Annotated in this window: 26 protein-coding genes and 1 tRNA gene; 11 read left to right on the forward strand and 16 right to left on the reverse strand. The window is 56.4% G+C overall.

Annotated features, from left to right (window positions below; all coding sequences use genetic code 11):
• The 15 genes from dnaG to rho all read right to left on the reverse strand — a co-directional run bounded on the left by dnaG (position 1) and on the right by rho (position 13508).
• Entirely contained in the window at positions 1-1815 is a 1815-nt protein-coding gene (dnaG, locus tag Q7U76_02490) for a DNA primase (protein ID MDO8355244.1), read from the reverse strand.
• 121 nt (positions 1816-1936) lie between these two features.
• Entirely contained in the window at positions 1937-2281 is a 345-nt protein-coding gene (locus Q7U76_02495; protein MDO8355245.1) for a histidine triad nucleotide-binding protein, read from the reverse strand.
• A complete protein-coding gene (gene hisIE, locus Q7U76_02500) occupies positions 2278-2931 on the reverse strand; it encodes a bifunctional phosphoribosyl-AMP cyclohydrolase/phosphoribosyl-ATP diphosphatase HisIE (protein ID MDO8355246.1) in 654 nt (217 codons plus the stop codon). The genes Q7U76_02495 and hisIE overlap by 4 nt, the downstream gene beginning before the upstream one ends.
• Positions 2931-3692: an imidazole glycerol phosphate synthase subunit HisF gene (gene hisF, locus Q7U76_02505; GenBank protein MDO8355247.1), complete on the reverse strand. Its 762-nt coding sequence runs from the start codon at positions 3690-3692 to the stop codon at positions 2931-2933. Before hisF ends, hisIE begins: the two co-directional genes overlap by 1 nt.
• Positions 3693-3762: 70 nt before the next feature.
• Positions 3763-4488: a 1-(5-phosphoribosyl)-5-[(5-phosphoribosylamino)methylideneamino]imidazole-4-carboxamide isomerase gene (gene hisA / locus Q7U76_02510; protein ID MDO8355248.1), complete on the reverse strand. Its 726-nt coding sequence runs from the start codon at positions 4486-4488 to the stop codon at positions 3763-3765.
• 18 nt (positions 4489-4506) lie between these two features.
• The gene (locus Q7U76_02515) at positions 4507-5247 is read right to left on the reverse strand and encodes a hypothetical protein (protein MDO8355249.1); all 741 of its coding nucleotides are present in this window, start codon (positions 5245-5247) and stop codon (positions 4507-4509) included.
• Positions 5244-5852, reverse strand: a complete 609-nt coding sequence (hisH, locus tag Q7U76_02520) for an imidazole glycerol phosphate synthase subunit HisH (protein MDO8355250.1) — start codon at positions 5850-5852, stop codon at positions 5244-5246. Before hisH ends, Q7U76_02515 begins: the two co-directional genes overlap by 4 nt.
• A 141-nt stretch (positions 5853-5993) precedes the next feature.
• Positions 5994-6602, reverse strand: a complete 609-nt coding sequence (gene hisB / locus Q7U76_02525) for an imidazoleglycerol-phosphate dehydratase HisB (protein MDO8355251.1) — start codon at positions 6600-6602, stop codon at positions 5994-5996.
• Positions 6599-7882: a histidinol dehydrogenase gene (gene hisD, locus Q7U76_02530; GenBank protein ID MDO8355252.1), complete on the reverse strand. Its 1284-nt coding sequence runs from the start codon at positions 7880-7882 to the stop codon at positions 6599-6601. The genes hisB and hisD overlap by 4 nt, the downstream gene beginning before the upstream one ends.
• Positions 7879-8583 (reverse strand): ATP phosphoribosyltransferase, encoded by a 705-nt coding sequence (gene hisG / locus Q7U76_02535; protein ID MDO8355253.1) that lies wholly within the window; start codon positions 8581-8583, stop codon positions 7879-7881. Before hisG ends, hisD begins: the two co-directional genes overlap by 4 nt.
• Before the next feature lie 4 nt (positions 8584-8587).
• Positions 8588-9865: a UDP-N-acetylglucosamine 1-carboxyvinyltransferase gene (gene murA, locus Q7U76_02540; GenBank protein ID MDO8355254.1), complete on the reverse strand. Its 1278-nt coding sequence runs from the start codon at positions 9863-9865 to the stop codon at positions 8588-8590.
• 6 nt (positions 9866-9871) lie between these two features.
• Positions 9872-10780, reverse strand: a complete 909-nt coding sequence (prmC, locus tag Q7U76_02545) for a peptide chain release factor N(5)-glutamine methyltransferase (protein MDO8355255.1) — start codon at positions 10778-10780, stop codon at positions 9872-9874.
• Positions 10780-11856: a peptide chain release factor 1 gene (prfA, locus tag Q7U76_02550; protein MDO8355256.1), complete on the reverse strand. Its 1077-nt coding sequence runs from the start codon at positions 11854-11856 to the stop codon at positions 10780-10782. The genes prmC and prfA overlap by 1 nt, the downstream gene beginning before the upstream one ends.
• Positions 11857-11959: 103 nt before the next feature.
• Positions 11960-12166 carry a 50S ribosomal protein L31 gene (gene rpmE, locus Q7U76_02555; GenBank protein ID MDO8355257.1) on the reverse strand — a complete coding sequence of 69 codons (207 nt, stop codon included), beginning with the start codon at positions 12164-12166 and terminating at the stop codon, positions 11960-11962.
• A gap of 94 nt (positions 12167-12260) precedes the next feature.
• The gene (rho, locus tag Q7U76_02560) at positions 12261-13508 is read right to left on the reverse strand and encodes a transcription termination factor Rho (protein ID MDO8355258.1); all 1248 of its coding nucleotides are present in this window, start codon (positions 13506-13508) and stop codon (positions 12261-12263) included.
• 552 nt (positions 13509-14060) lie between these two features.
• On the opposite strand from rho, the gene Q7U76_02565 reads away from it, so the two are divergent.
• The 11 genes from Q7U76_02565 to Q7U76_02615 all read left to right on the forward strand — a co-directional run bounded on the left by Q7U76_02565 (position 14061) and on the right by Q7U76_02615 (position 22055).
• Positions 14061-14474, forward strand: a complete 414-nt coding sequence (locus tag Q7U76_02565) for a DUF2203 domain-containing protein (GenBank protein MDO8355259.1) — start codon at positions 14061-14063, stop codon at positions 14472-14474.
• A 34-nt stretch (positions 14475-14508) separates the two neighbouring features.
• A complete protein-coding gene (locus Q7U76_02570; GenBank protein MDO8355260.1) occupies positions 14509-14787 on the forward strand; it encodes a YciI family protein in 279 nt (92 codons plus the stop codon).
• Between the two features lie 103 nt (positions 14788-14890).
• A complete protein-coding gene (locus Q7U76_02575; protein ID MDO8355261.1) occupies positions 14891-16156 on the forward strand; it encodes a hypothetical protein in 1266 nt (421 codons plus the stop codon).
• A 329-nt stretch (positions 16157-16485) separates the two neighbouring features.
• The gene (locus Q7U76_02580; GenBank protein MDO8355262.1) at positions 16486-17121 is read left to right on the forward strand and encodes a carbon monoxide dehydrogenase beta subunit family protein; all 636 of its coding nucleotides are present in this window, start codon (positions 16486-16488) and stop codon (positions 17119-17121) included.
• A 40-nt stretch (positions 17122-17161) separates the two neighbouring features.
• Positions 17162-18370 carry a transketolase C-terminal domain-containing protein gene (locus tag Q7U76_02585; protein ID MDO8355263.1) on the forward strand — a complete coding sequence of 403 codons (1209 nt, stop codon included), beginning with the start codon at positions 17162-17164 and terminating at the stop codon, positions 18368-18370.
• A 62-nt stretch (positions 18371-18432) separates the two neighbouring features.
• Entirely contained in the window at positions 18433-19338 is a 906-nt protein-coding gene (locus Q7U76_02590; protein ID MDO8355264.1) for a thiamine pyrophosphate-dependent enzyme, read from the forward strand.
• Positions 19339-19362: 24 nt separating this feature from the next.
• Positions 19363-20070, forward strand: a complete 708-nt coding sequence (locus Q7U76_02595) for a 2-oxoacid:acceptor oxidoreductase family protein (protein MDO8355265.1) — start codon at positions 19363-19365, stop codon at positions 20068-20070.
• A 23-nt stretch (positions 20071-20093) separates the two neighbouring features.
• Positions 20094-20372 (forward strand): pyruvate ferredoxin oxidoreductase, encoded by a 279-nt coding sequence (locus tag Q7U76_02600; protein MDO8355266.1) that lies wholly within the window; start codon positions 20094-20096, stop codon positions 20370-20372.
• An 87-nt stretch (positions 20373-20459) separates the two neighbouring features.
• Positions 20460-20729, forward strand: coding sequence for a hypothetical protein (locus Q7U76_02605; protein MDO8355267.1), 270 nt, complete (start codon positions 20460-20462; stop codon positions 20727-20729).
• 99 nt (positions 20730-20828) lie between these two features.
• Positions 20829-20903: transfer RNA gene (locus tag Q7U76_02610), tRNA-Asn, on the forward strand.
• Positions 20904-21092: 189 nt separating this feature from the next.
• A complete protein-coding gene (locus tag Q7U76_02615) occupies positions 21093-22055 on the forward strand; it encodes an alpha/beta fold hydrolase (GenBank protein ID MDO8355268.1) in 963 nt (320 codons plus the stop codon).
• A gap of 19 nt (positions 22056-22074) precedes the next feature.
• Here Q7U76_02615 and Q7U76_02620 read toward each other — a convergent pair whose 3' ends face one another.
• Positions 22075-22536: a hypothetical protein gene (locus tag Q7U76_02620; protein MDO8355269.1), complete on the reverse strand. Its 462-nt coding sequence runs from the start codon at positions 22534-22536 to the stop codon at positions 22075-22077.
• Between the last annotated feature and the right edge of the window lie 107 nt (positions 22537-22643).

The following is a 22643-nucleotide window of genomic DNA, read 5'->3' on the forward strand; positions in this document are numbered from 1 at the left end:
CTACTCCTTCACTAAGGACAATATCCCGGTTGCAGGCCGATTGGCCTTTTGCATGCTCAATTCATTCACTTGTGCATTCAGTATCCGCGCATCCTCTCCACGGCCCTCCCGTTCGGCGGCTTTGAGTTGCGCAGTCAAATCTCGAAACGCGGCCTCGGCCCGCTTCCGCTCCAAGGTCTCTAAACAGCCCGCAACGTGGGCCGGCACATCGTCAAAATGGTCTTCCCGCACAGACAACTCAGTCGCCAGCGACCCGCAATCCGGATGATCGGCCACCGCATCGAGCAGCAACCTGAGTCCAACTCGGCCATCCCGATCGAGATGGGTCAACGCCGCCTCGACGAGGATTCGACAGGCCGGAACCGAAAAGGCCTCGGGCCGCAGCCGTTGCACATCGGCAGCGGTCAAATGCCCGTGCAATAGCAAATACACCAAATCTCGCTCTTCGCTCACACCCTTGAATGTCGCCGGTGAGGGACTGGCCGGTTGAGCCGTCGCCGGTCGGCGGCCTTCCGACTGTACCAGCGCTGGATACCGCTCGATCAATCGTTGCTGACTAATCCCCAATCGCTCGGCCACCACACGAATCCGTTCCTCTCGTTCGATCGGGTGCTCACTCTTTTGCAGAATCCGCAGCACATCGTCCACGCTGCGGATTCGCCCTTCGATCGTACTGGAATCGGTCGTACTCAAACTATGTTCGAGCGCAAAATCCAGGAGGCTCGGAGACTGCTCTTCCAGCCGTGCAAACGCCTCCGGCCCTTCCTTCCTCACATACGTATCGGGGTCCTCGCCTGCCGGCAACGAGACAACTTTCACGCCAAGCCCACTATTCACGAACAGATCGAGCCCCCGCAATGCAGCACGAACCCCGGCCTGATCCGGATCGAATAATAGGACGACCTTCGAAGCAAACCGTCTTAATACCTGAATGTGCTCCGCCGTCAGTGCGGTTCCCAGCGTCGCAACCGTATGGGTCAATCCGGCTTGATGAAGGGCGACCGCATCAAAATACCCTTCCACGACGATCACCGTCTTTAGCCTGGCTACGGCTTCACGCGCAAGGTCTAACGCGTAGAGTGTCTGCCCCTTCTTGAACAAGGGAGTATCCGGAGAGTTCAGGTATTTCGGGGTCCCCTCGCCAAGAATGCGACCACCAAAACCGACAACCCGCTTGCGCAGATCCGTAATGGGGAACATCACACGGGCGCGAAACCGGTCATAGGACCCGGACGCCTGCTCTCTCGCCACCGTCAATCCCGCAGCGGCTAAATCACTCTGCGCAAAACCCTGTTGACTCAGCGCCTTAATAAGCCCGTCCCACTCAGACGGCGCATAGCCAATTTCAAACCGCTCGATTGTCCCAGCCTGAATGCCTCGGCTCGCCAGGTAATCCCGCGCCGTCGCGCCAGCCGATCCATTTCGTAAATTCTGCTGAAACCATGCCGTCACTGCCCGGTTCAGTGGCTCGAGACGGCTCATCTGTGCGGCCTGAGGCCCGGCATTCGGCCCGCTCTCGGGCACGACAATTCCAAACTTCTGCCCAAGGTCACGGACCGTCTCGGGAAAATTCGCGCCGGTGATCCGCATCAAAAACGCAAACACGTTGCCGCCCGCACCACAGCCGAAACAATGAAAAATCTGGCGAGACGGGCTCACCGTAAAGGAGGGCGATTTTTCCTGATGGAAGGGACAGAGACCTTTCATGTTCTGGCCGGCCCGGGTCAAACTCACGTGATGGCCAACCACCTCCGCGATATCGACCCGATCTCTGACTTGATTGATTACGTCTTCAGAAATCAGACCTCGGCCCACGGGAGTCGCAGCTCCTATTCCCCCACCTGACACCGGTGAGGACAGTAAACGTAAGTGGTCGTAAAATAGACCGTTCAGGGTAGCAGACGGGAAAGAAATCTGTCAACGTGGTGGGAACAGGCTAGCCGGGAGGCCAGGCAAGATGGCGCCCGCCTAACACATGAAGATGCAGATGAAACACACTCTGTCCGCCATGCGCACCGGTATTGACGACCAATCGGTACCCGGACTCGGTAATCCCCTTCAGTTTCGCGACCTTGTTACCGGCCAGCATCAAGCGCCCGAGCAGCTCGATGTTTGAGTCTTGCAGTTCAGCAATCGAGGTCACATGTTTTCTGGGAATGACGAGCGTATGCGTCGGAGCCTGGGGATTGATATCCTCGAACGCGACCACCAGATCGTCCTCGTACACAAGTGCGGCAGGAATGGTTCTCGCCACAATCTTGCAAAAGAGGCATTCGCTCATGAAGTTGGCTCCTTTCTCAAGCCAGACTTACCGAACCGAGTCGCCAACTCTTGATAGATTTCCTGCGGCGTGATGCCGTGGTGCCCCAAAGCTACCAATGTATGGAATAACAGATCCGCCGTTTCATAGACGATTTCGTCCTTCCTCCCACCCTTGCCGGCAATTGCCACTTCCCCGGCTTCCTCGACGACTTTCTTCAAAATACGATCGACTCCGCCTTGCAGCAGTTTGGAAGTATACGATTCGCTTGAGGGCTGACGCTTCCGCTCTTCGATCATCTGGTAGAGGCGCTCCAGAATTCCCCCCCAGGACTCAGACGTTTTCGTCTCAGGAGAATCCAGACGGGAAAAGAAACAGGCCCGCTCACCCGTATGGCAGGTCGGACCGACTGGCTCGACCTTCACGAGCAGGGCATCGCCGTCACAATCGAAAAATAGATCCTTGAGCTGCAGCTTGTGCCCCGAGGTCTCACCCTTCTCCCATAACGCCTTACGCGACCGACTCCAGAAATGCACCGACTTCGTGTCGAGGGTCTTTTGCAGCGCCTCCTGGTTCATGTAGGCCACCATCAGGACCGTGCCATCTCGCCAATCCTGCACGACTGCCGGAATGAGCCCCTGCGTATCGAATTTCAATCGTTCAACATCCATTATCGAACCGCAACTCCCTTCTGACGAAGATAGGCTTTCGCTTCCTGAATCGTGTGAGTGCGGAAATGGAAAATCGACGCGGCCAGGACCGCATCCGCCTTGCCTCTGACGAATCCATCATAGAGGTGCTCCAAATTTCCCACACCGCCCGACGCAATCACCGGAATCGAGACGGTCTCCGATACTGCGGACGTGAGCGCGAGGTCATACCCCTGCTGCTGCCCATCTTGATCCATACTCGTAAGTAAGATCTCACCGGCCCCATACTGGGCCATCCTCTTCGCCCATTCAACGACATCGAAGCCGGTCGACTTACGACCGCCATGGGTGAAGACTTCCCACCCTGCTACCGGCGCGGTACGATGCTTGGCATCGATCGCCACGACGATACATTGTGTCCCGAATCGCTCCGCCGCTTCCTTCACAAATTCTGGCCGTTGAACTGCCGCCGTATTAATACTCACCTTATCAGCGCCAGCATTCAACAGGGCACGGATATCCTCAAGCGTTCGCACGCCTCCGCCAACGGTCAACGGCATAAACACCCGCGCCGCCGTCCGTTCGACCACATCGATGATCGTTTTGCGATTCTCATGGGAGGCCGTGATATCGAGGAAACAGAGTTCATCTGCGCCTTCGCGATCGTAGGCCGTGGCCACTTCGACCGGATCTCCCGCATCGCGCAAATTCACAAAGCTCACGCCTTTGACGACGCGACCGTCTTTGACATCGAGACAGGGAATAATCCGTTTGGTCAACATACCAACCCGTGAAGCGTGAAACGTGAAACGTGAAACGAAACTGTCAGTAAAGAATTCCTCACGCGTAGCCCTACTCAGCCCCAAGAGCCGCGAGAGCGGCCCGATAATCTAACTTGCCATCGTAAAGCGCTTTCCCGACAATCGCCCCTTCAACTCGTGGTCCGAGCGCCTGTACTGCTCGCACGTCTTCAATGCGAGAAATCCCCCCGGACGCGATGACCGGGAAGGAGGACAACTCAACCACTTCCCGCAACGCCACCAGATTCGGTCCAGCCAACATACCATCGCGGGCAATGTCCGTATAAATCACAGCCCCCAAGGCATGGCCCGCCAACTCCTTGAGCAAATCGGTCGCCTTCGTCTCCGATACCGATGTCCAGCCCTTGACGGCCACCTTCCCATCCCGCGCATCCAGTCCCAAGAGAATCTGACAAGGAAACTCCAGGCAGGCCTTCTCCAAGAAAGACCGATCGGTCAATGCCGCAGTCCCAAGCACCACCCTGCTCACACCTGCGCCGAGATAACGACGCACGGTTTCAATCGACCGGATCCCTCCCCCAACCTGTACCTTCACGCTCACGGTGCGAATGATCGCCTCGATCTGGGAAAGATTGCGCGGCTCACCCTCCACCGCTCCGTTCAGATCCACCACATGGATCAGCGTCGCACCGCCTTGCTGCCATTGCCTTGCAACAGCCGGCACGTCGTCTGAATACACCGTTTCAGCCGCCATATCGCCCTGACGCAACCGCACGCAACGGCCATCTTTTAAATCGATCGCGGGAATAATGAGCATAGACACAACCGTCTCCTGTTAACGTTCTTCTGCCGTTCCAAACGGAAATTCACGAAGCAGATGGTCGACCCCGTAGATCGCCAATTCCTCCGCTGTGACAAACACTCCATGCCGCTGAATAAAGCCCACGAAGTCCTCCGTCATCGGCCGCTGCTTCTCGTAATAATTCCCTTCCCACAGGATTTGCCCGTCGGCGGCGATGACCTTCGCTTCAAACCCCACTGTGGCTGGGGGACTGGCACCAAAGCGACCACCAACCCGTTCCTGATACACCAACACTTGACCGATCAGCGACGCATCGACCGTGAGCCGTTTCGCCACAGTCATCGCCAGTGCCTGTCCAGTGGCAGATTGAGGCGTCGCCTGAGACGCCAGCACTTTTGCTGCCTCACTCGGCGCAAGTACGGTCACACCCTGCCGAGACTTCAACCGGCTCCAGAGTAGCTGTGTGACTGTCGCCCCAGCGCCAGCCGGCACGGTGACTGTTTGCCGAATGAGCTGTTCAGTATTCGGTGGTACCGCGAGCGTCATATCAGAACGGCGAGCCCCCTGAGGCGCGGAGAAGCCCTGATCGACAACATCCCTTACTTGTGGTGTCGCGAGCGTGGTGAACGGGATCAAGGCGACTGTACGAATCTGATACCGAGGCAACTCCGCAGACGATTTCGTCGTGACTTTGGATCCACTACAGCCACCGACCGTCAACAGAGCCAGTCCCGCCAAGGCCACCGACCATCCCTTGTTGCGCATCATACTCATGCCCAGGCTCCAAAATTTTTGATCAGCCGTAACCCGACCGCCTGGCTCTTTTCAGGATGGAATTGGCAGGCCACGACATTGTCCCGCCAGATACTCGATACAAATGTCGTCCCGTAATCCGTCTTCGTCGCCGCAACGGCCTTGTCAGAAGGGTCGACATAAAATGAATGCACAAAATACCAGTACGATCCATCGGGAATCCCCTCGAACAGGGGGCAGGGCCGCTCCATCATGACGTTGTTCCAACCCATGTGCGGCACCTTCAACCCCTGGTCGGCAGCAAACCGCCTAACCTTGCCGGGGATAATGCCGAGACCCTTGTGCGTGCCAAACTCCTCACTTTCTTCAAACAACAATTGGAGTCCCAAACAGATACCCAAAAATGGTTTACCCGATTGAATCGCTGCGCGAATCGGTTCCGCAAGCCCATAACGCTCGATGTTGGCCATACAATCGCCAAATGCGCCGACACCGGGCAATACGACATGGCTCGCATTCCCGATCACGCCCAGATCACGCGTAACTACCGCCTCATGCCCCACTGCCTCGAAAGCCTTGGAGACACTGCGGAGATTGCCCATGCCGTAGTCGATTATCGCAATCATAGAACATACCCACTGGTGGAAAGGACGTAACCATACCGCAACCAGGCTTGTCCTGCCACTCCTCTCTATGAAAATAAAAAGGGGACAGGCAACTTATGGCCTGTCCCCTTGAGCCGTTTAGCTTTATCAAACCGACGGGATCTACAACATGCCCTTCGTCGACAGCACCTTTCCTGCCAACCGCTCTTCCGGCATCGTCGCTTGATCCAACGCCTTGGCGAGGCCTTTGAAAATCGCTTCCATGATGTGGTGCGGGTTGCGCCCGTACATCAGATTCACATGCAAGTTGAGCCCACCGTGGGTGACAAACGCCTGAAAGAAGTCTTCGAAGAGGCCGAGGTCGAACGTCTTGATCTTCCGATCGGGCAGATTCACGTTATAGACAAGATAGGGCCTGCCACTGAGATCCACCGTGATCTGAGCCAGCGTTTCATCCAGCGGGAGCGAAGCAAAACCGAACCGTTTGATCCCGCCCTTCTCCCCCAATGCCTGATGCAGGGCCTTGCCCATTACGATGCCGACATCTTCCACCGTATGGTGTTCATCGATGTCGATGTCGCCCTTGGCCTTGACCGTCAGATCGAAAAACCCGTGCTTGGACAACAGTTCCAGCATATGGTCGAAAAACCGGATGCCGGTCTCGATCTTCCCTTGCCCGCTGCCATCCAACCGCCAGTCGACATGGATATCCGTTTCTTTGGTCGCGCGATGAATTGATGCCTGCCTGGGTGCCGATCCGTTCTTTTTCATGAAAACCTGCTTTGGGCTGATTTCGCGTGGGCGTCGAACCCTTCGATGTGTGCCAACCGAACGAGATGATCCTTCACCTTGCTCAGCTCCTCTTTCGTGTAGTGAACGATATTGCTCACTTTGAGGTAGTCGTGGACAGAAAGGGCCGAAAAGAAACGCGCCGTCCCGCCGGTCGGCAACACGTGATTTGGACCGGCCACGTAATCCGCCACCGACGGGGGAGTATATCGACCCAAGAAGAGCGCCCCCGCGTGACGGATTTTCTCTAAATAGTCGAACGGCTCATCCACCGAGAGGGTCAAATGTTCCGGGGCAATCTCGTTGGCCACATCGATGGCTTCGTCCATGGTCGTGACCACAAACGCCACCGAATGGCGCGCAATGGACTTGGCGGCAATCTTTTCCCGTTGCAACCCCTTCAGCTGGCTGCCGATGAGTCGCACCACGTCCTTCGCCAACTGCGCCGATGTGGTCACGAGATAGACCTGCGCATCTTCGTCATGCTCCGCTTCACAGAGGAGATCGGCCGCGACATGCGCCGCCTTGGCGTCGTCATCTGCGACGACGAGCAGTTCGCTCGGACCGGCCACCATATCGATCCCGACCGTGCCAAAGAGGAGCCGCTTGGCCGTCGCCACATAAATATTCCCGGGCCCCACGATTTTGTCGACACGTTGGATCGTCTTGGTCCCGTACGCCATCGCACCGACGGCTTGCACGCCCCCGACGCGATAGATCTCCGTCACGCCGGCAATATCGGCGGCGACCAGCAAATAGGGATTGATCGGGCCTTTTTGCGGCGGCGTACACATCACCACGCGAGAGACGCCCGCCACCTTGGCTGGAATCGCGCACATCAACACCGATGAGGGATAGACGGCCTTGCCGCCCGGCACATAGACCCCTACCGCATCGACCGGCGTGATCACCTGCCCAAGCGTCGCCTCGTTGTCCTGATACATCCAGGTCTTGATGCGCTGGCGCTCATGAAACGACGTAATTCGCTGGGCCGCAAACCGGAGTGCGTCGCCCTCTTCTTTTCGGATGTGGAAGTAGGCCTCTTTGATTTCTTCGGGGGTGACTCGCAGCTCCGTGGCTTTCATGGAGACGCGGTCGAACTGTTTCGTATAGCGGAGGACGGCCTTATCGCCGCCCCGTTCCACGGCTTGCAAGATCGATTTGACCGTCTTTTCGACGGCAGCCCCTTGCACACGGGCACGCGACGTGACTTTTTTGAGTGCGGGGAGAAAGGCTCGCTCGGTGGAAGCCACGATCTTCATGTACTCGTCCGTTTGACCGTTCGACGGGCTCCACGCGAAGGCTTGCGCGGAGCGGCTGTTCGAGGCCCGGTTGATGTGCAACTGACGGCCCGGAGCTTTTGAATCAGCTCTGTGACCACCGTATGCTTCAGCTTCAGACTCGCTCGATTGACGACCAGCCGAGCCGTAGACTGCGCAATACACTCCACTTCGACGAGATTATGCGCCTTCAACGTATTGCCGGTCTCGACCAGATCGACGATCCGATCGGCCAGGCCGACCAAGGGCGCCAGCTCAATCGACCCGTACAACTTGATAATTTCGACCGGCACGCCGCGCTGATTGAAATACCGCTCGGTAATCTTCGGATACTTGGTCGCGACCCGAATTTTCGAGGACAGCCGATCCCGTGAGGCCTGTCCCTCAAGCGCAGCGACGGCGATTCTACACGCTCCGAATCCTAAATCCAATGGCTCATATACGTCGCTATCTTGCTCCATCAACACATCTTTTCCGACAATTCCGACATCCGCGGCGCCATATTCGACATAGGTCGGCACATCGGTCGGCCGCACAATGAGAAAGGTCATGCCGATCTCCGGACAGGGGAACACGAGCCGGCGACTCTCGGTGGAAAGACTGCCCATGGCGTAGCCCGCACGACGAAACACGTCCAGCGTGAGGTCCAACATTTTCCCCTTCGACAAGGCAATTGTCAGCATGATGTCAGCGCGTCTCGACCGGAGCCGCCCCTTCTTTGTGACGGGTGATCGTCGCACCCAATCCACGCAGTTTCTCTTCCATCCGCTCATACCCACGATCCAGATGGTAGACCCGGAGAATCTCCGTGGTGCCTTCCGCCGCAAGCCCAGCCAAGAATAAGCCGGCGCTCGCACGAAGATCGGAGGCCATCACCGGCGCCCCGGTGAGCCTGGTCGGCCCGGTCACCACCGCCCGGTTGCCCTCGACCTTAATATCGGCGCCCATCCGCCGCAACTCCTCGACATGCATGAAGCGGCTCTCAAAGACCGTCTCCGTAATCACGCTCGTGCCCTCGGCCGCCGTCATCAAGGCCACCATCTGCGCCTGCATATCAGTAGGGAACCCTGGATAGGGCAACGTCCGGATGTCGATGCCTTTGAGCCGCGAAGCCGCATTGAGATGAATCCGGTCCTGCCCCACCTGCATCTCGACGCCGGATTCCCGTAGTTTCATCAACAGGGCATCCAAGTGGCCAGGACAGCATCGATTGACTGTAACCGCGCCCCGCGTGATAGCCCCGGCGACGAGATACGTGCCAGTTTCGATGCGGTCTGGGATGACGTCGTGATCGCTCCCGTGCAACTCACGGACTCCTTCGATCGTGATGACATCCGTTCCGGCACCGACGATGCGAGCCCCTCGCTTCACAAGAAAATTCGCAAGGTCCACGATCTCGGGTTCTTTCGCCGCGTTCTCAATGACCGTGGTCCCCTGGGCCAGCGTCGCGGCCATCATCAGATTTTCCGTTCCAGTCACCGTCGGCGTGTCACAGTAAATATGTGCGCCAGTCAACCGCTTCGCGGTAGCGCGAATATACCCATGTTCCATCGAAACTTCTGCACCCATTTTGGCCAGTCCGGCAAGATGGAGATTGACGGGCCGTGACCCGATCGCACAACCACCGGGCATCGACACCGTCGCTTCGCCCCATCGTGCCAACAGCGGCCCCAAGACCAGCACGGAGGCCCGCATGGTTTTGACAAGGTCGTAGGGGGCTTGGGTCGAGCTGATTATCCCCGCATCGATAACCGCACGGTTCCCCTCATGGTGAACCTTTGCGCCCAGGATACCCAACAGCTTCCCCATGGTGACAACATCTACCACGCGGGGCACATTGGTAATCACGCACTCGCCGCCGCCAAGAATGGTGGAGGCCAAGATCGGCAACGCGGCATTCTTCGCCCCGCTGATCTGCACCTCTCCTCGAAGCGGTATTCCGCCGGTGATGACTGTCCGATCCATCTTGTCCTAGGCTCCCACTCGCTCCACAATCACCACCCGCTCAAGCCCCGCTTCATCCAGGACCAGCCGGTGAAATCTGTAGCCTGGCATCTGCTCGACAATCCGGCGCATCGCACGAGCCTGGCCGGCCCCAATTTCCATGATTACGGCACCGCCAAGAGACAGGTATCGACCGGATTCTTGTAATAACCGTTCGTGCAATTCCGTCCCCTGAGGCCCTGCCACCAGTGCACCTCGTGGCTCGAACAACCGCACCTCCGACTGAAGCGTTGCCCAATCTAGCTCAGGAATATAGGGAGGGTTCGAGACAATAACGTCAACCTGCCCTTCCAGCTCTTGCTCCACCAATGGTCCCAGCAAGTCGCCTTCCAACCAGGTGATCCGCTCGCTGACTCCAAGCCGAATAGCATTCTGCCTGGCCACATTGAGCGCAGGGCCGGAGAGATCGGTCGCGATGACCCTCGCATGAGGTCTCATCCGTGCAATCGCCACGGCGATGCACCCGGATCCCGTGCAGACATCGACGATGGTGGCCGACCGATCGGCACAAATCCGTTGCGTAACATATTCAACCAGCAACTGAGTCTCGGGTCTCGGGATGAGCACCGCTGGATTGACAGTAAACTCCAGCCCGCAGAACTCCTGGGTCCCCAAAATATATTGCAGGGGCTCGCGGCTAACCCGCCGCGTGATTACGCTTCTCGCGGCCAATAGCTCGGAAGAGGAGAGGAGTCGGTCTCGGTCGGTCACAACATGATGCGTGGAAAGATGGAGCACGTGCGCCATCATCCACAGAGCTTCCTGCTCCGCAGTCTCGATGCCCGCCAGCTCCAGCAGCCGGCGCGCCTCGACGATGACCTCGCCAAGCGTGGCCTGGCTGACCGACTGAGGGAGAGGAGCGACCGCATCCATCATTACGCAACCCCCACTTCTTGCTGGCGCTGCGCTTTCAACGCCTGAACGAATTCGTCGAGGTCGCCTTCGAGCACCTGCTCCAACTTATGCAAGGTCACACCGACGCGATGATCGGTCACCCGGTTCTGCGGGAAATTATAGGTGCGGATCTTTTCGCTCCGCTCGCCCGTGCCCACCTGGGCCTTGCGGTTCTGCGCGGTTTCCGCATCTTGCTTCTCCCGCTCCGCCTCGACGATTCTGGCTCGCAGAGTCCGCATCGCCTTTGTGCGGTTCTTCAGTTGCGACCGTTCGTCCTGACAACTCACCACCACTCCGGTTGGAATATGGGTGATCCGCACGGCCGACTTTGTCGTGTTGACGCTCTGGCCTCCGGCACCGGACGAACAGAAGGTGTCGATTCGAAGATCCATGGGATCGATCTGAACATCGACCTCGTCCACTTCGGGCATCACCGCAACGGTGACGGTCGAGGTATGAATCCGGCCGCTCGCCTCGGTCACGGGGACACGCTGCACCCGGTGAACCCCGGCCTCGAACTTGAAATGACTGTACGCTCCCTTACCTTCAATCAGCGCAACGACTCCCTTGTAGCCTCCGCCACCGATTTCTGTGGCTTCGACCACATCGACCTTAAAGCCCTTGCTCTCGGCATATTTACTGTACATGCGAAACAAGACCCCGGCAAAAAGCGCCGCCTCATCACCACCGGTTCCGGCACGAATTTCGAAAAGCAGACTTTTTTCGTCTCGCGGATCTTTGGGAATGAGAAACTCTTGGGCCTGCTGCTCGATTTCAGCCTGCTGACGTTCGAGCTGCGCACTCTCTTCCATCGCCATCTTATGCATCTCGGTTCCGGCCGTGGGGTCCGCAAGGATTTGAACCGCTTCCTCCAACTGCCTGGCGTTGTCCCGATAGGTGACGAGCAGCTTGGCAGCCGGCTCGATATCCGTCCGCTCTTTATTGACTTTGTGGAGCTGCGAGGGTTGGCTCATCAAGGACGGGTCCATGAGCTGATTTGTCAACTCATCGAATCGAGTGGCCAACACTTCCCATTTCTTCAGTAAGACGGCTTCCATGGCCCCGTTTCCCTTAAAGTTCGCACTCCACCCCTGATGCACAAAAACAAAGGGACCCTGCCCCTCAAGCGAAGCAGGGTCCCTCGTATGATCACGTCTTGAGCTACTTCTCTTTCTTGGCGTACTTCTTCTTGAATCGTTCGACCCGTCCTTCGGTATCGATAATTTTCTGCGTCCCCGTGAAAAACGGATGGCAGTTTGAACAGATATCGACATTGATATCGCCGCCCGTCGATCGGGTCTTATATTTGTTGCCGCAGGCGCAATGCACCCCGACTTCCCGATACACGGGATGAATACCCTTCTTCATAGTTCCCACTCCCCTGACGTCAAAATCTTCGACCTTCGCCCATTCGAAGGCCAGCTACTGTACCCTGTCTCGGCGACTAGTTACAAGTCGGATGTTACCGGTTCATCGATTGGAGAAACTCCTGATTGGTCTTGGTGCCGTGCAGCTTGTCCATCAGAAACTCCATAGCTTCCATCGTTCCAAGCGGACTCAGCACCTTGCGCAAGATCCACATCTTGTTGAGGCGATCCTTGTCCACCAGCAATTCTTCTTTTCTCGTCCCGGACTGGCTGATATCGATGGCCGGGAAGAGCCGCTTGTCGGCCAGGCGGCGATCGAGATGGACTTCCATGTTGCCCGTTCCTTTGAATTCTTCAAAGATAACGTCGTCCATCCGGCTTCCGGTATCGACCAGCGCCGTCGCCATGATGGTCAGACTGCCCCCGTTTTCGATGTTGCGGGCCGCGCCGAAGAACCGCTTCGGGCGTTGGAGGGCGTTCGAATCCAATCCTCCCGACAGTACCTTGCCGCTTGGCGGGGCAATCGTATTGTATGCACGAGCGAGACGGGTGATGCTATCCAGCAGCACCACGACATCTTTTTTATGTTCGACCAGCCGCTTGGCCTTTTCGAGCACCATTTCAGCCACCTGTGCATGGCGCTGAGCCGGCTCATCGAAGGTGGAGCTGATGACTTCGGCCTTGACCTGTCTCTGCCAGTCGGTGACTTCTTCCGGCCGTTCGTCGATGAGCAACACGATCAAGGTCACTTCTTTATGGTTCTTCAGAATGGCCCTGGCGATGGCCTGCAGCATCATCGTTTTGCCGGTTCGGGGAGCCGCAACGATCAGCCCACGCTGACCTTTGCCGATCGGGGTCGTGAGCTCCATCACGCGGGTGCAATATTCTTCACGATCAAACTCAAGGTTCAGACGCTCTTCGGGATAGAGCGGCGTCAGGTTATCGAAGAGGATCTTGTCGCGGGACACTTCTGGATCTTCGAAGTTGACCTTCTCGACCTTCAGCAACGCGAAATACCGCTCGCTCTCCTTCGGCGGTCTGATCTGGCCGGAGACGGTGTCGCCGGTGCGCAAATTGAAACGCCGGATTTGAGAGGGGGATATGTAAATATCGTCGGGGCCTGGGAGATAGTTCGAATCGGGAGCACGCAGAAATCCGAATCCGTCGGGGAGCGTTTCGAGCACGCCCTCGCCAAAGACTACGCCATTATTCGCGGTTTGCGCCTGCAGAATCGCGAAAATCAATTCCTGCTTTCGCAGATTCGGTGCGCCATCGATCTTTAGATCGCGCGCCACCTCATTGAGATCGGCGATAGATTTCTGCTTCAGCTCCGCGAGATGCATAACCTCCCCCTTCGTTTGTGTCATGAGTATCCTCTCAAGCCCTCAGCTGCGTCGTCATCGGCAGCGCTCGCACATGGTGAACCATGGGAAATTGTCCAGAAACCGAATGAATGGCAATGTCTTCGATGATCGATCGTATGTTGTGTGTATTAACTAAAGAGGGTGACCCGTGAAGGACTTACTCGCTTACACCCGTCGCTAATCAGGGTACGGCTCTGTCTCATATCTGCGGATATTGTCGCAAGGGGAAACTCATGCCGAGCTGAATGTCTCTATGGCCTGAACGATTGTGGCTTGTTTCGAGATGCGCCCCGGAAGTCTTCTTGTGTGGAGAGAACGCTGATCCGAGCTGAGATATTGATCTAAGGATAACGTGAGCGATGTGCCTTGTCAACATGAATCACTTTCTATTTTCACCAACCCTCTTTCCCTCATATGCCCAGTCCAGCCGAAATCCCCCCCCCAGAATCCGATGATACGACTACGCCAGCCTTGCAGTTGCAGCCCAAAAGAATGGTGTGATACATGAGGAACTTCCTTTAGAGGTACACCATGGCACATGACGACGAACAGGAACAGCACGAGCGAACATTTACATTATCCGAGGCTAATCACCTCATTCCCCAGCTGAACTCCAAGCTGATATCAATCCAGCAGGCCAAGGCTGTCCTGGCTCGAACAAAGGATGAAATTCAGAAAGCTAGCGCAAGAGCTGAATATGGCGGGGGCAGCACTGTCGGGCATCTGTACATCTCCGGTCTTCAGCAAGTCAGTACGAATCTTCAGGCGATCCAGGAGCTTGGCATCCTGGTGAAGGACCTGGACCTTGGCCTCTGTGACTTCCCCCATCTTCGTGACGGTCGAGTGGTCTATCTCTGCTGGAAGCTCGGAGAGCAAGAAGTTCGCTGGTGGCATGAAACGACCACCGGCTACAAAGATCGCTGTCCCATCGAGGATCTTGCCTGAACTCAACATTTTATAGTGCCGTCGAGGTATCAAGATGAAATTCGTTATTCTCGGATTCGACGGTCCCGACGGGGAGGCCAAGCGAAAAATCCATCGCCCTGCGCATCTCGCCAAGATGGAGCCCCTCGACGCGCAAGGCCGGGTTGTGTTGGCCGGTCCGCTCACGGATAAAACCGGGAGCCTGATCGTCATTGAGGCGGACTCGCTGGAAGATGCACAGCAATTCGCCCGCGAAGACCCCTATACCGTCCATGGTGTATTTGAACGGGTCGAAGTCCATCCATTCGTTCAAGTCTTCCCGAAAGCGCGCTAACCCTAGGCCTGCGAGCCACGCGTCGTGTCCCTAACTCCCCATAGATACCTGCCCCTGCTTTCGTTGCGTTGCCCCTTCACCAATCGAGCGGTATAGTTGTCTAATGAAACTGCACCAGCAACTGCTCTGCCCTCTCATCTTCTCACTCATTCTATGGGGAGCTCCGGCAATGGGTGCCGCTACGAAAATCGTCGTCGCCGACAGCCAGTACGTCATGGCTGACGGCGATACCTTGGCCGTTGCAGAAGAAAAAGTCCTCCAGCGAGCCCAGCGAAAGGCCGTGGAGGAAGCGGGCATCTATCTCGAGTCCACATTCCACGATGTGGAAAAAGAATCTGGAGGAAGAAGCGCGCAAGCCAGCTCCCTGGAAATCAGAACAATCGCCGCAGCCATCACGGAAACAGAAATTCTCGAATCCCGACGCTCCTTCGAACGGGATCGCCCCGTCTTCTTTGTACGCATTCGCGCCACGGTCAATATAAGCAGTCTCGCGGAGGCCGTACGGCGACTGCAATCCGATCAGCAACTCGCACAACACTTTCGCCAGCTCCAGCAGGAAAACCACCAATTACGCTCCCAACTGCAAGCGCTTCAACAGCAGCCGATCGGTGTCCGAATGTTGGCCATTGAGCCGGGCGGAAAGTCTGCCTCACAGCAACGCGCGCGCGCGTTGCTGGAAACCGCGCTCCACACACACAACCTACGAGACAAAATTCAGCTCAGCACCGACGCCGCCACGCTCGATGACCGTTACGTCGATCCACTGATCGTACGAGGCCAAACCTATCTCCGACTGGTCTCGCTGGCCTTTTCTCAACAGACTCAGCCCTCAGACTACTCAGACTATCTGGATAAAGCCAAGCTAGACTTTGATCGCGCAATCACACTCGATGAGAAAAATGTATGGGCATGGGTTGGGAAGGGAGATACATTCACGTGGTTGAAGCAATGGGACGAGGCGACTGCTGCCTACGAACAAGTTCTTGAGCTCGATCCGTTTGCCGATATCGCCCGCCAGCGACTCATCGGCGCATACACGACGCAAGCGCGCCGCCAGGCAGAAACCAAATCATGGCAGCAGGCATTGGCCACACTGAAGAAGTTAATTAATGCCCAAACGCCTGAAAGCTGGATCCCCTATCAAAAGGAGGCCTATGCGCTTCGAAGCGAGATCTACATCAAGCTGAATCAGCCTGAGCGGGCAATTGAAGATCTGTCCACTGTTATTCGGGTCGATCCCACCAATGCTGCGGCCCTCGTCAACAGGGCAAAACTATATCGAGAACGCCTACAGGGGCGACTCGCCAAAGATGACCTTGAGCGGGCCTGCGTTCTCGGGTCAAACCCTGCCTGCGAGCAATTACCATGACACCTTGCAACCTGTTGAATACGCACCTATTATTCACGAGCAGATAGCAAATCCATAGCTACTGAAGCCATGTCGATTAGTTTGACAGGGCGAAATCCACATCTCTATAATATGCGCGTTTCAACGGGCACGACTAGCTACCTGCGGGCAAGCCAGCAGCTCAGGACAAAAGACCTAAGCCTCTCTCGTTAGATGGCCCGAAATTTCACGACGGTGGGCCTTCTGCGAGGTTGCAGGTGACATAGAAAAAGCTTAGAGTGAGGAAGATCCAGATCATCGAAAAACTTGTGTTTCTCGTTCTTTAACCCCTTGCCGGAGAGTAAGCCGTAATGACTCAGTATCGCGTCCTTCCAGGCCCGGAACATTTCCTTCCTCCATCGGCTGCGAGCATGGGCATTTGCTTGCCGAACCCTGGGGAAGCCCACATCAACGGTGTGATCGTCCCAGAGGAAAAGGCATACGAGGAAGCGGCGAAACAATTCCTCATGGCCAAAGTGCCGACGATCTTCCCTGGCCCCTTAGTTCTGTGGGCATGGAACGAGAAAGCTGCCAAAAAGGCAACCGCCATCCGTCACTTGTACAATACGCTCAAGGAATGTGTGCAGCCAGGGCAGACGCCCATGCTGATTCCGATGCCGGACTACCGCCCCAAATATCCCAAGATCAATCCTGAAGTCGAGATCAATCCCAACCACCCGAATCTGACCATTTGGCACAATAAAATCGATTGCTGCATGTTCGTCGGGGTCCATTGCCATCAGGCAAATTTGGCGCTCAAGATCATTCGAGGCGGTACATCCTGTTACACGATTGCGATGTGCGCTCAGGCCGGCCATGAAGATGCGATGCTGTCCTTCCGCGACGCGTCGGTCGAAAAGATCATGAAACTGGCCGAGTGGGTGAGAAAGTTGAAAGGGACAGTCCAACCACGGCTGACATCAGCAAAGAGCGGAGCCTCAAACTAAGCCGTTTGAAGTTCTGGAGAGAGTGAAAGGAGGCTGATCCATGGCAGACACACACTCAGTCATCGGCACGAAAAATAAAAAAGGGCAGACCTTTACCGACACCTGGAAAATGATGAACGACGCGCCCCGTACGCCGTCGTTCTATACGGGCAGTGAAGTCATCAAGGAAGCGCTTCGGCGGGCCAGCTGCGACGTAATGATTGCCTACCCGATTACACCGCAGAGCGAAGCAGCCGCCTTGATCGGCGAACTCTTTGCCGAGGGGTACATCGGTGATTACTTCCGCGGCGAGAGCGAGTTCGCCGTCATGTCGCAATGCGCAGGAGCGGCCTTCGGCGGCGCGCGCGTCTTCACGACGACCGCGGGCCCCGGTACGATGCGCGCGATGGAGAATTTTCCGATGTGGTCCGGCGCACGGTTGCCGATCCAGATGATCGTCACCTGCCGCGGCATCAATTCGCCGCTCTCGATTCAGCCCGACACACTCGAAATCGCCTATCTATTGAATACCGGCATGCTCGTCTGGCATGCGGAAACCGCGCAGGACTTCTTCGATTGGATTCTCAAGGGCTACATGGTCTCGGAAGAGCCGGATGTGCACCTTCCCTTGGCACTGTGCTGCGACGGATTCTTCGTCACGCACACCAAGGACGTGGTCAATCTGACTCCGGCCGACATGTGCCTGCCTCCCTACGACCCCTACCGCTCGCCCGTGCCCTGCATGGACATGGAATGTCCACCAGTCCGGATGATGCGCGATCCGTTTGTCATGAAGAGCAACTACATCAGCTACGCCACCCACGCATCCTGGCAACAAGAAGTCTGGGCGGCAGTGGAACGGTCCCGCAAACATACAATCAAATGGCTAAACGGGTTGATTGAAACAGAAAATACTGACGCCGAGGTCATCATCGTCGCCTCTGGCACAGCAGTCTCGCAGGGCCGAGAGGCCATCCGCCTCCTCGAAGACGAGGGCATCCGTTGCGGTCTGGTCAAGGTCAAAGTCTTGCGGCCATGGCCGGGCGAAGAAATCCGTGAAGCTACGAAGAACGCCAAACACATCATCGTCCCGGAGTTCAATGTGACCGGATGGCTGGCCAAGGAAATCAAGGCCACCATCCCCAACAGCGAACGGGTGCATGCAGGCCCGCGCGTCTGCGGCGGCATGACGATGCCACCGGAAATCATCGTTTCCGAAATCAAGACCCTGCTTGGCATACGTACCGTGTCGATGGCCAGTCGCGGCTGATTGGATCGAGACAAGCAAGCACTAAACGCCCTGAATAAGACGCACGTATTGAGGAGGCCATCATGAGCAAGGAACGTATCAAAATTTCTGAAGACCTGTACGACATCATGCCGTCCGACTATCAAGACCTGGTTAAGAGTGCGACCTACGGCAAAGAAGACCGGGGCTGGAAGGATATCGGCAACAGCAAGGAACTGATCGAGCAGCATTCTCTCTGCGCCGGCTGCCCGGAATCCATGGCCTTCCGCTACATCCTAGCCTCCTTGCCTAACCCCGAAGACACCGTCATGGTCGGCTCCACCGGCTGTACCAGCTTGGTGTTCCCCATGGTGGCCGTACACAACATCCACTCCCTCTTCGGCAACCAGAACGCCATCGCCTCCGGCTTGAAGCGCGCCCTCAGTGTCCGCTTCCCTGGCCGGACGAAAGACGTGGTCGTGCTGGCCGGCGACGGCGCCACCGTCGATATCGGCCTCGACATGACCTTACAAGCCTGGTTCCGCCAGGAAAAATTCACCACGATTTGCTTCGACAACGAACTGTACGCCAACACAGGCGGCCAGGAGAGCGGTCTGATGCAGAAGGGCTTCGTCGCCAAGATGGCGCCGGTCGGCAAACTCTTCGACAAAGTCCGTCTGCCGGAAATCGCCCGTGAATCAGGCTGCCATTACGTGGTGCAATGCACCGTCAGCAAACCGTCACTCATTGAGAAGGTAGTCCGGAACGCAGTCATGATCTCGCGGGAAATTGGACCGACCTACCTCCAGCTCTATACGCCATGCATTCTCGAAATCGGGAAGAACAGCATGGAAGGTCTCCAGGAAATGCGGGATTCTGAAAAGCCGACCGAGCGGTTCGCCTACAAAGAGTACATCAGTGAGCCAGCCAAGCAACTCCTGGCAGAGATGGCCGCCAAGGACAAGGAAAAGAAGGCCGCAGCCAAGCAGCTGGCCTCTCAGGGAGCCTAATCTGATTCTGGAGGAGAGACGACCATGATCAAGAAACGACTGAATATTCGGATGTCGGGATTGGGCGGACAGGGCGCCGTCACTGCCGCGCATGTCCTGGCCATGGCCGCCAACCGCGACGGCAAGTTTTCGATCTCTAATCCCTTCTTCGGCGCCGAGAAGCGTATGGCGCCAGCCGAAAGTTATTGCCGGATCGGCATTGAACGAATCTATGACCGTGGTGAATTGGTATTTCCTGACGTCATCCAGGTCTTTCATCCCCAGGTCATCACCATGGGAAAGAGCTACACCATGCCTTTCTACTCAGGCGTGAAGGAAGGCGGCCTCGTCGTCATCAACTCCGACCAGGAGTTGCTGTCAGCCGATGACATTGAACGGCTCAAGGATCTCAATGTGAAAGTATTTTACATTGCGGGAACCGAGCTCGCGATTGAAGTGGCCGGCACCGAGCTCTCGACCAATATGGCGATGATCGGATCGGTCGCTGGCATCACCAAGTGCGTCTCGATGGAATCCCTGGACGGCGCCTTGCAGGAACGGTTCGGCAAGAAGTTCGTCGCCTCCGGTGGAACCGCCTCCTTGGATGAAGCGATCAAGAAAAAGTTCGCCAAGAAAGAAATGTTGCTGGCTAAGAACTTGGCAACCGTGCAGGCGGCCTATGAAATCGCCAGTAAATGGGCCGAAGAGAATAAGTATGAGCTGCGAGTCGGTAATCCTGCCGTCGCCGCTTAACGAGAGAGAAGGAACCAGCTCGCATGTATAACGTAGCGCAAGTCATCGATGAAAAATGCGTGGCCAAAAAGGGATGCCGCCTCTGCATCATGTATTGTCCGGAGGCCAATTGCCTCGACCTTAATCCAAGCAAGATGGTAGCCGAAGTGATGATTGACCGCTGCAAGGGCTGTGAGCTCTGCGTGGTCGTCTGCGACGCGGCCAAACATAATGCCATCAGCATGCAGGCGGTCAGCGCCACCGGGCAGCTGATGTCCAATAAGGGTGAATCAGCAGCTCTTGGGCAGGCCTACCAAGGCTAACAGTTGTTCGTAGCGGGTCTCCCGCGCAAGACCCCATGGCGCCTGCGCTATGGGGTTTTTTGTTGGTGCCGCTCTAAGGGAGAACAGATGGAAACAGAAGATAATGTCATCGATGAGCTCATTCGAGAGATCTCAGGTCTCATTCATGAGTACCCGAAAGTACTCGAACGGCGGGCAGCCGACATTCATGCCAGCGGGAAGGATCCTGATTTAGCGCAGACACTCATCAAGGCTGCCGATACCATGCGCGATAGCGGGAACCTCTATCTCACCTGGGCCATTCACTACGCATCCGTTGCGGCTGGACGGACCGATGCGACCTCAAATGAAGATGAAACTGAGGATTTTGACGTTTAGCCGACAGCACACAATCAATCAATTGCCCTGATAGAAAAAAATCTCCCCCCAACAGAAATCTTTTGCTAGAATACGCAGCCCGATGACGGACTGTCTCGTTCCCCGGTAGCTCAGTGGTAGAGCAGCCGGCTGTTAACCGGCTGGTCGCAGGTTCGACTCCTGCCCGGGGAGCCACAATCTCAAGGCCTTCGAGACCTCTCTCGAAGGCCTTTGTCGTCTTCAGTGGGACTGATGCTATTTTCAGCTTACCGTGTTCCGATAATTCATTCTGCGGAGCGACTTGGACTTTCATCGATGATGGCCACCATGGAGCCTGACTGGCGAATATTCACACCGGCAGCCCTCCTCCACAATTCATATCTCATGACCGTTCTGCCAGGTTACTGGTCTCGCCGAGCGCTTCTTGCCGGAATACCGACTGAGTCGCGACTCTTCACCACCCAGCCTCATACCCAAGTACTCGGCTTCTGCCACTGGCAGACAGCCAGAACCAATTGCCAGACCATCGTACTCGTGCACGGACTTGAAGGCAGTAGCGAGTCGCACTATATGCATGGGATTGCGGCAAAAGCCTATCGTGCAGGCTTCAATGTCATCCGCATGAACCAACGAACATGTGGCGGGACCGAACACCTCACGCCGACGCTCTACAACAGCGGCTTGAGCCAGGACTTTCGAGCCGTCGTTCATGAATTGGCGCACGTGGATGGACTCGATCGCATCTGGCTTGTCGGCTATTCGATGGGAGGAAATCTCGTCCTCAAAGCAGCCGGAGAATTCGGCTCGTCGGAAACAGCGTTGGCCGGCGCGATCGCCGTGTGCCCGAATATCGATCCGGCGCAATGTGCCAAGGCATTGGAAGAGCCAAGAAACTGGATCTACCACTACCACTTCTTGACCAAGCTCAAAGCGCGCATGAGGCGCAAAGCAGAGCTCTTTCCAGGAAAGTGGAACCTCACCGGACTCGATCGCATCCGCACCATCAGCGACTTCGACGACCGTTACACCGCCCAAGACGGAGGCTATGCGAGTGGAGCTGACTACTACAATCTGGCCGGCTCACGGCATGTATTAGGAAAGATCGCCGTGCCAACCATCATCGTCACGGCACAAGACGATCCGTTCATTCCCTACTCGATGTTTTCGTTCCCGGCTATCCATCAGAACCAGAGCATTCAACTGGCTGCACCCTACTATGGCGGCCATTGCGGATTCGTTCAGCAATACCGGCAGGATGAAGACCGATTCTGGGCAGAAAACAGAATTGTCGAATCGATAGGACTGTCCGGAGCAGGAGCTGCCCGGCTGCCTCGTCCAACGAGGTAGCCGGCATAATGAAGAGAAGCTAGGCGGCTTGCTTGCTCAATCGTCGGGACTCCTGCTCAGCGACCTGATGTGCGCACTTCCTAACCCACGTCACAATGAGCCAGGCACTGGTCGCCATAATGCCGGCGATAAACATCCAGTTATAGATCCCTTTTCCTGACTTGCTGAGAAACGGATCACAGACGTAGAGCAATACACCGTAGGCCATCGACACAATTGCGAGGGTCGTCACCGGTAGAATTAATGCCCGGTAGGGTATGAGCCACGTCCACTCATCCGGTGGCTCTGAGGTCAATTGACGGGCCCCGAGCCAGGCAATCACCAGTACACTGCCATATCCGATACATTGCACCAGATCTGAGGCACGCAGTTTCTCTACGGTGGTCTCACGAAAAAGCGGGATATGCCCCAGGATCACGGCGAACAAAAACGTCAGCGCCATCGCCACTCCGTATTCCATCATCCACTTACGTGCCTTCATGCTGCCCTCCCTCAATCACTCCCATAGCATCAGCCTAGCGGATATACGTCATAGAGAAGCATAGCACCTCGACAACTTATCCATCTATTCAATCTGTTCTGTGACGA

The sequence above is a fragment of the Nitrospirota bacterium genome, from assembly GCA_030645475.1.
GTDB lineage: Bacteria > Nitrospirota > Nitrospiria > Nitrospirales > Nitrospiraceae > Palsa-1315.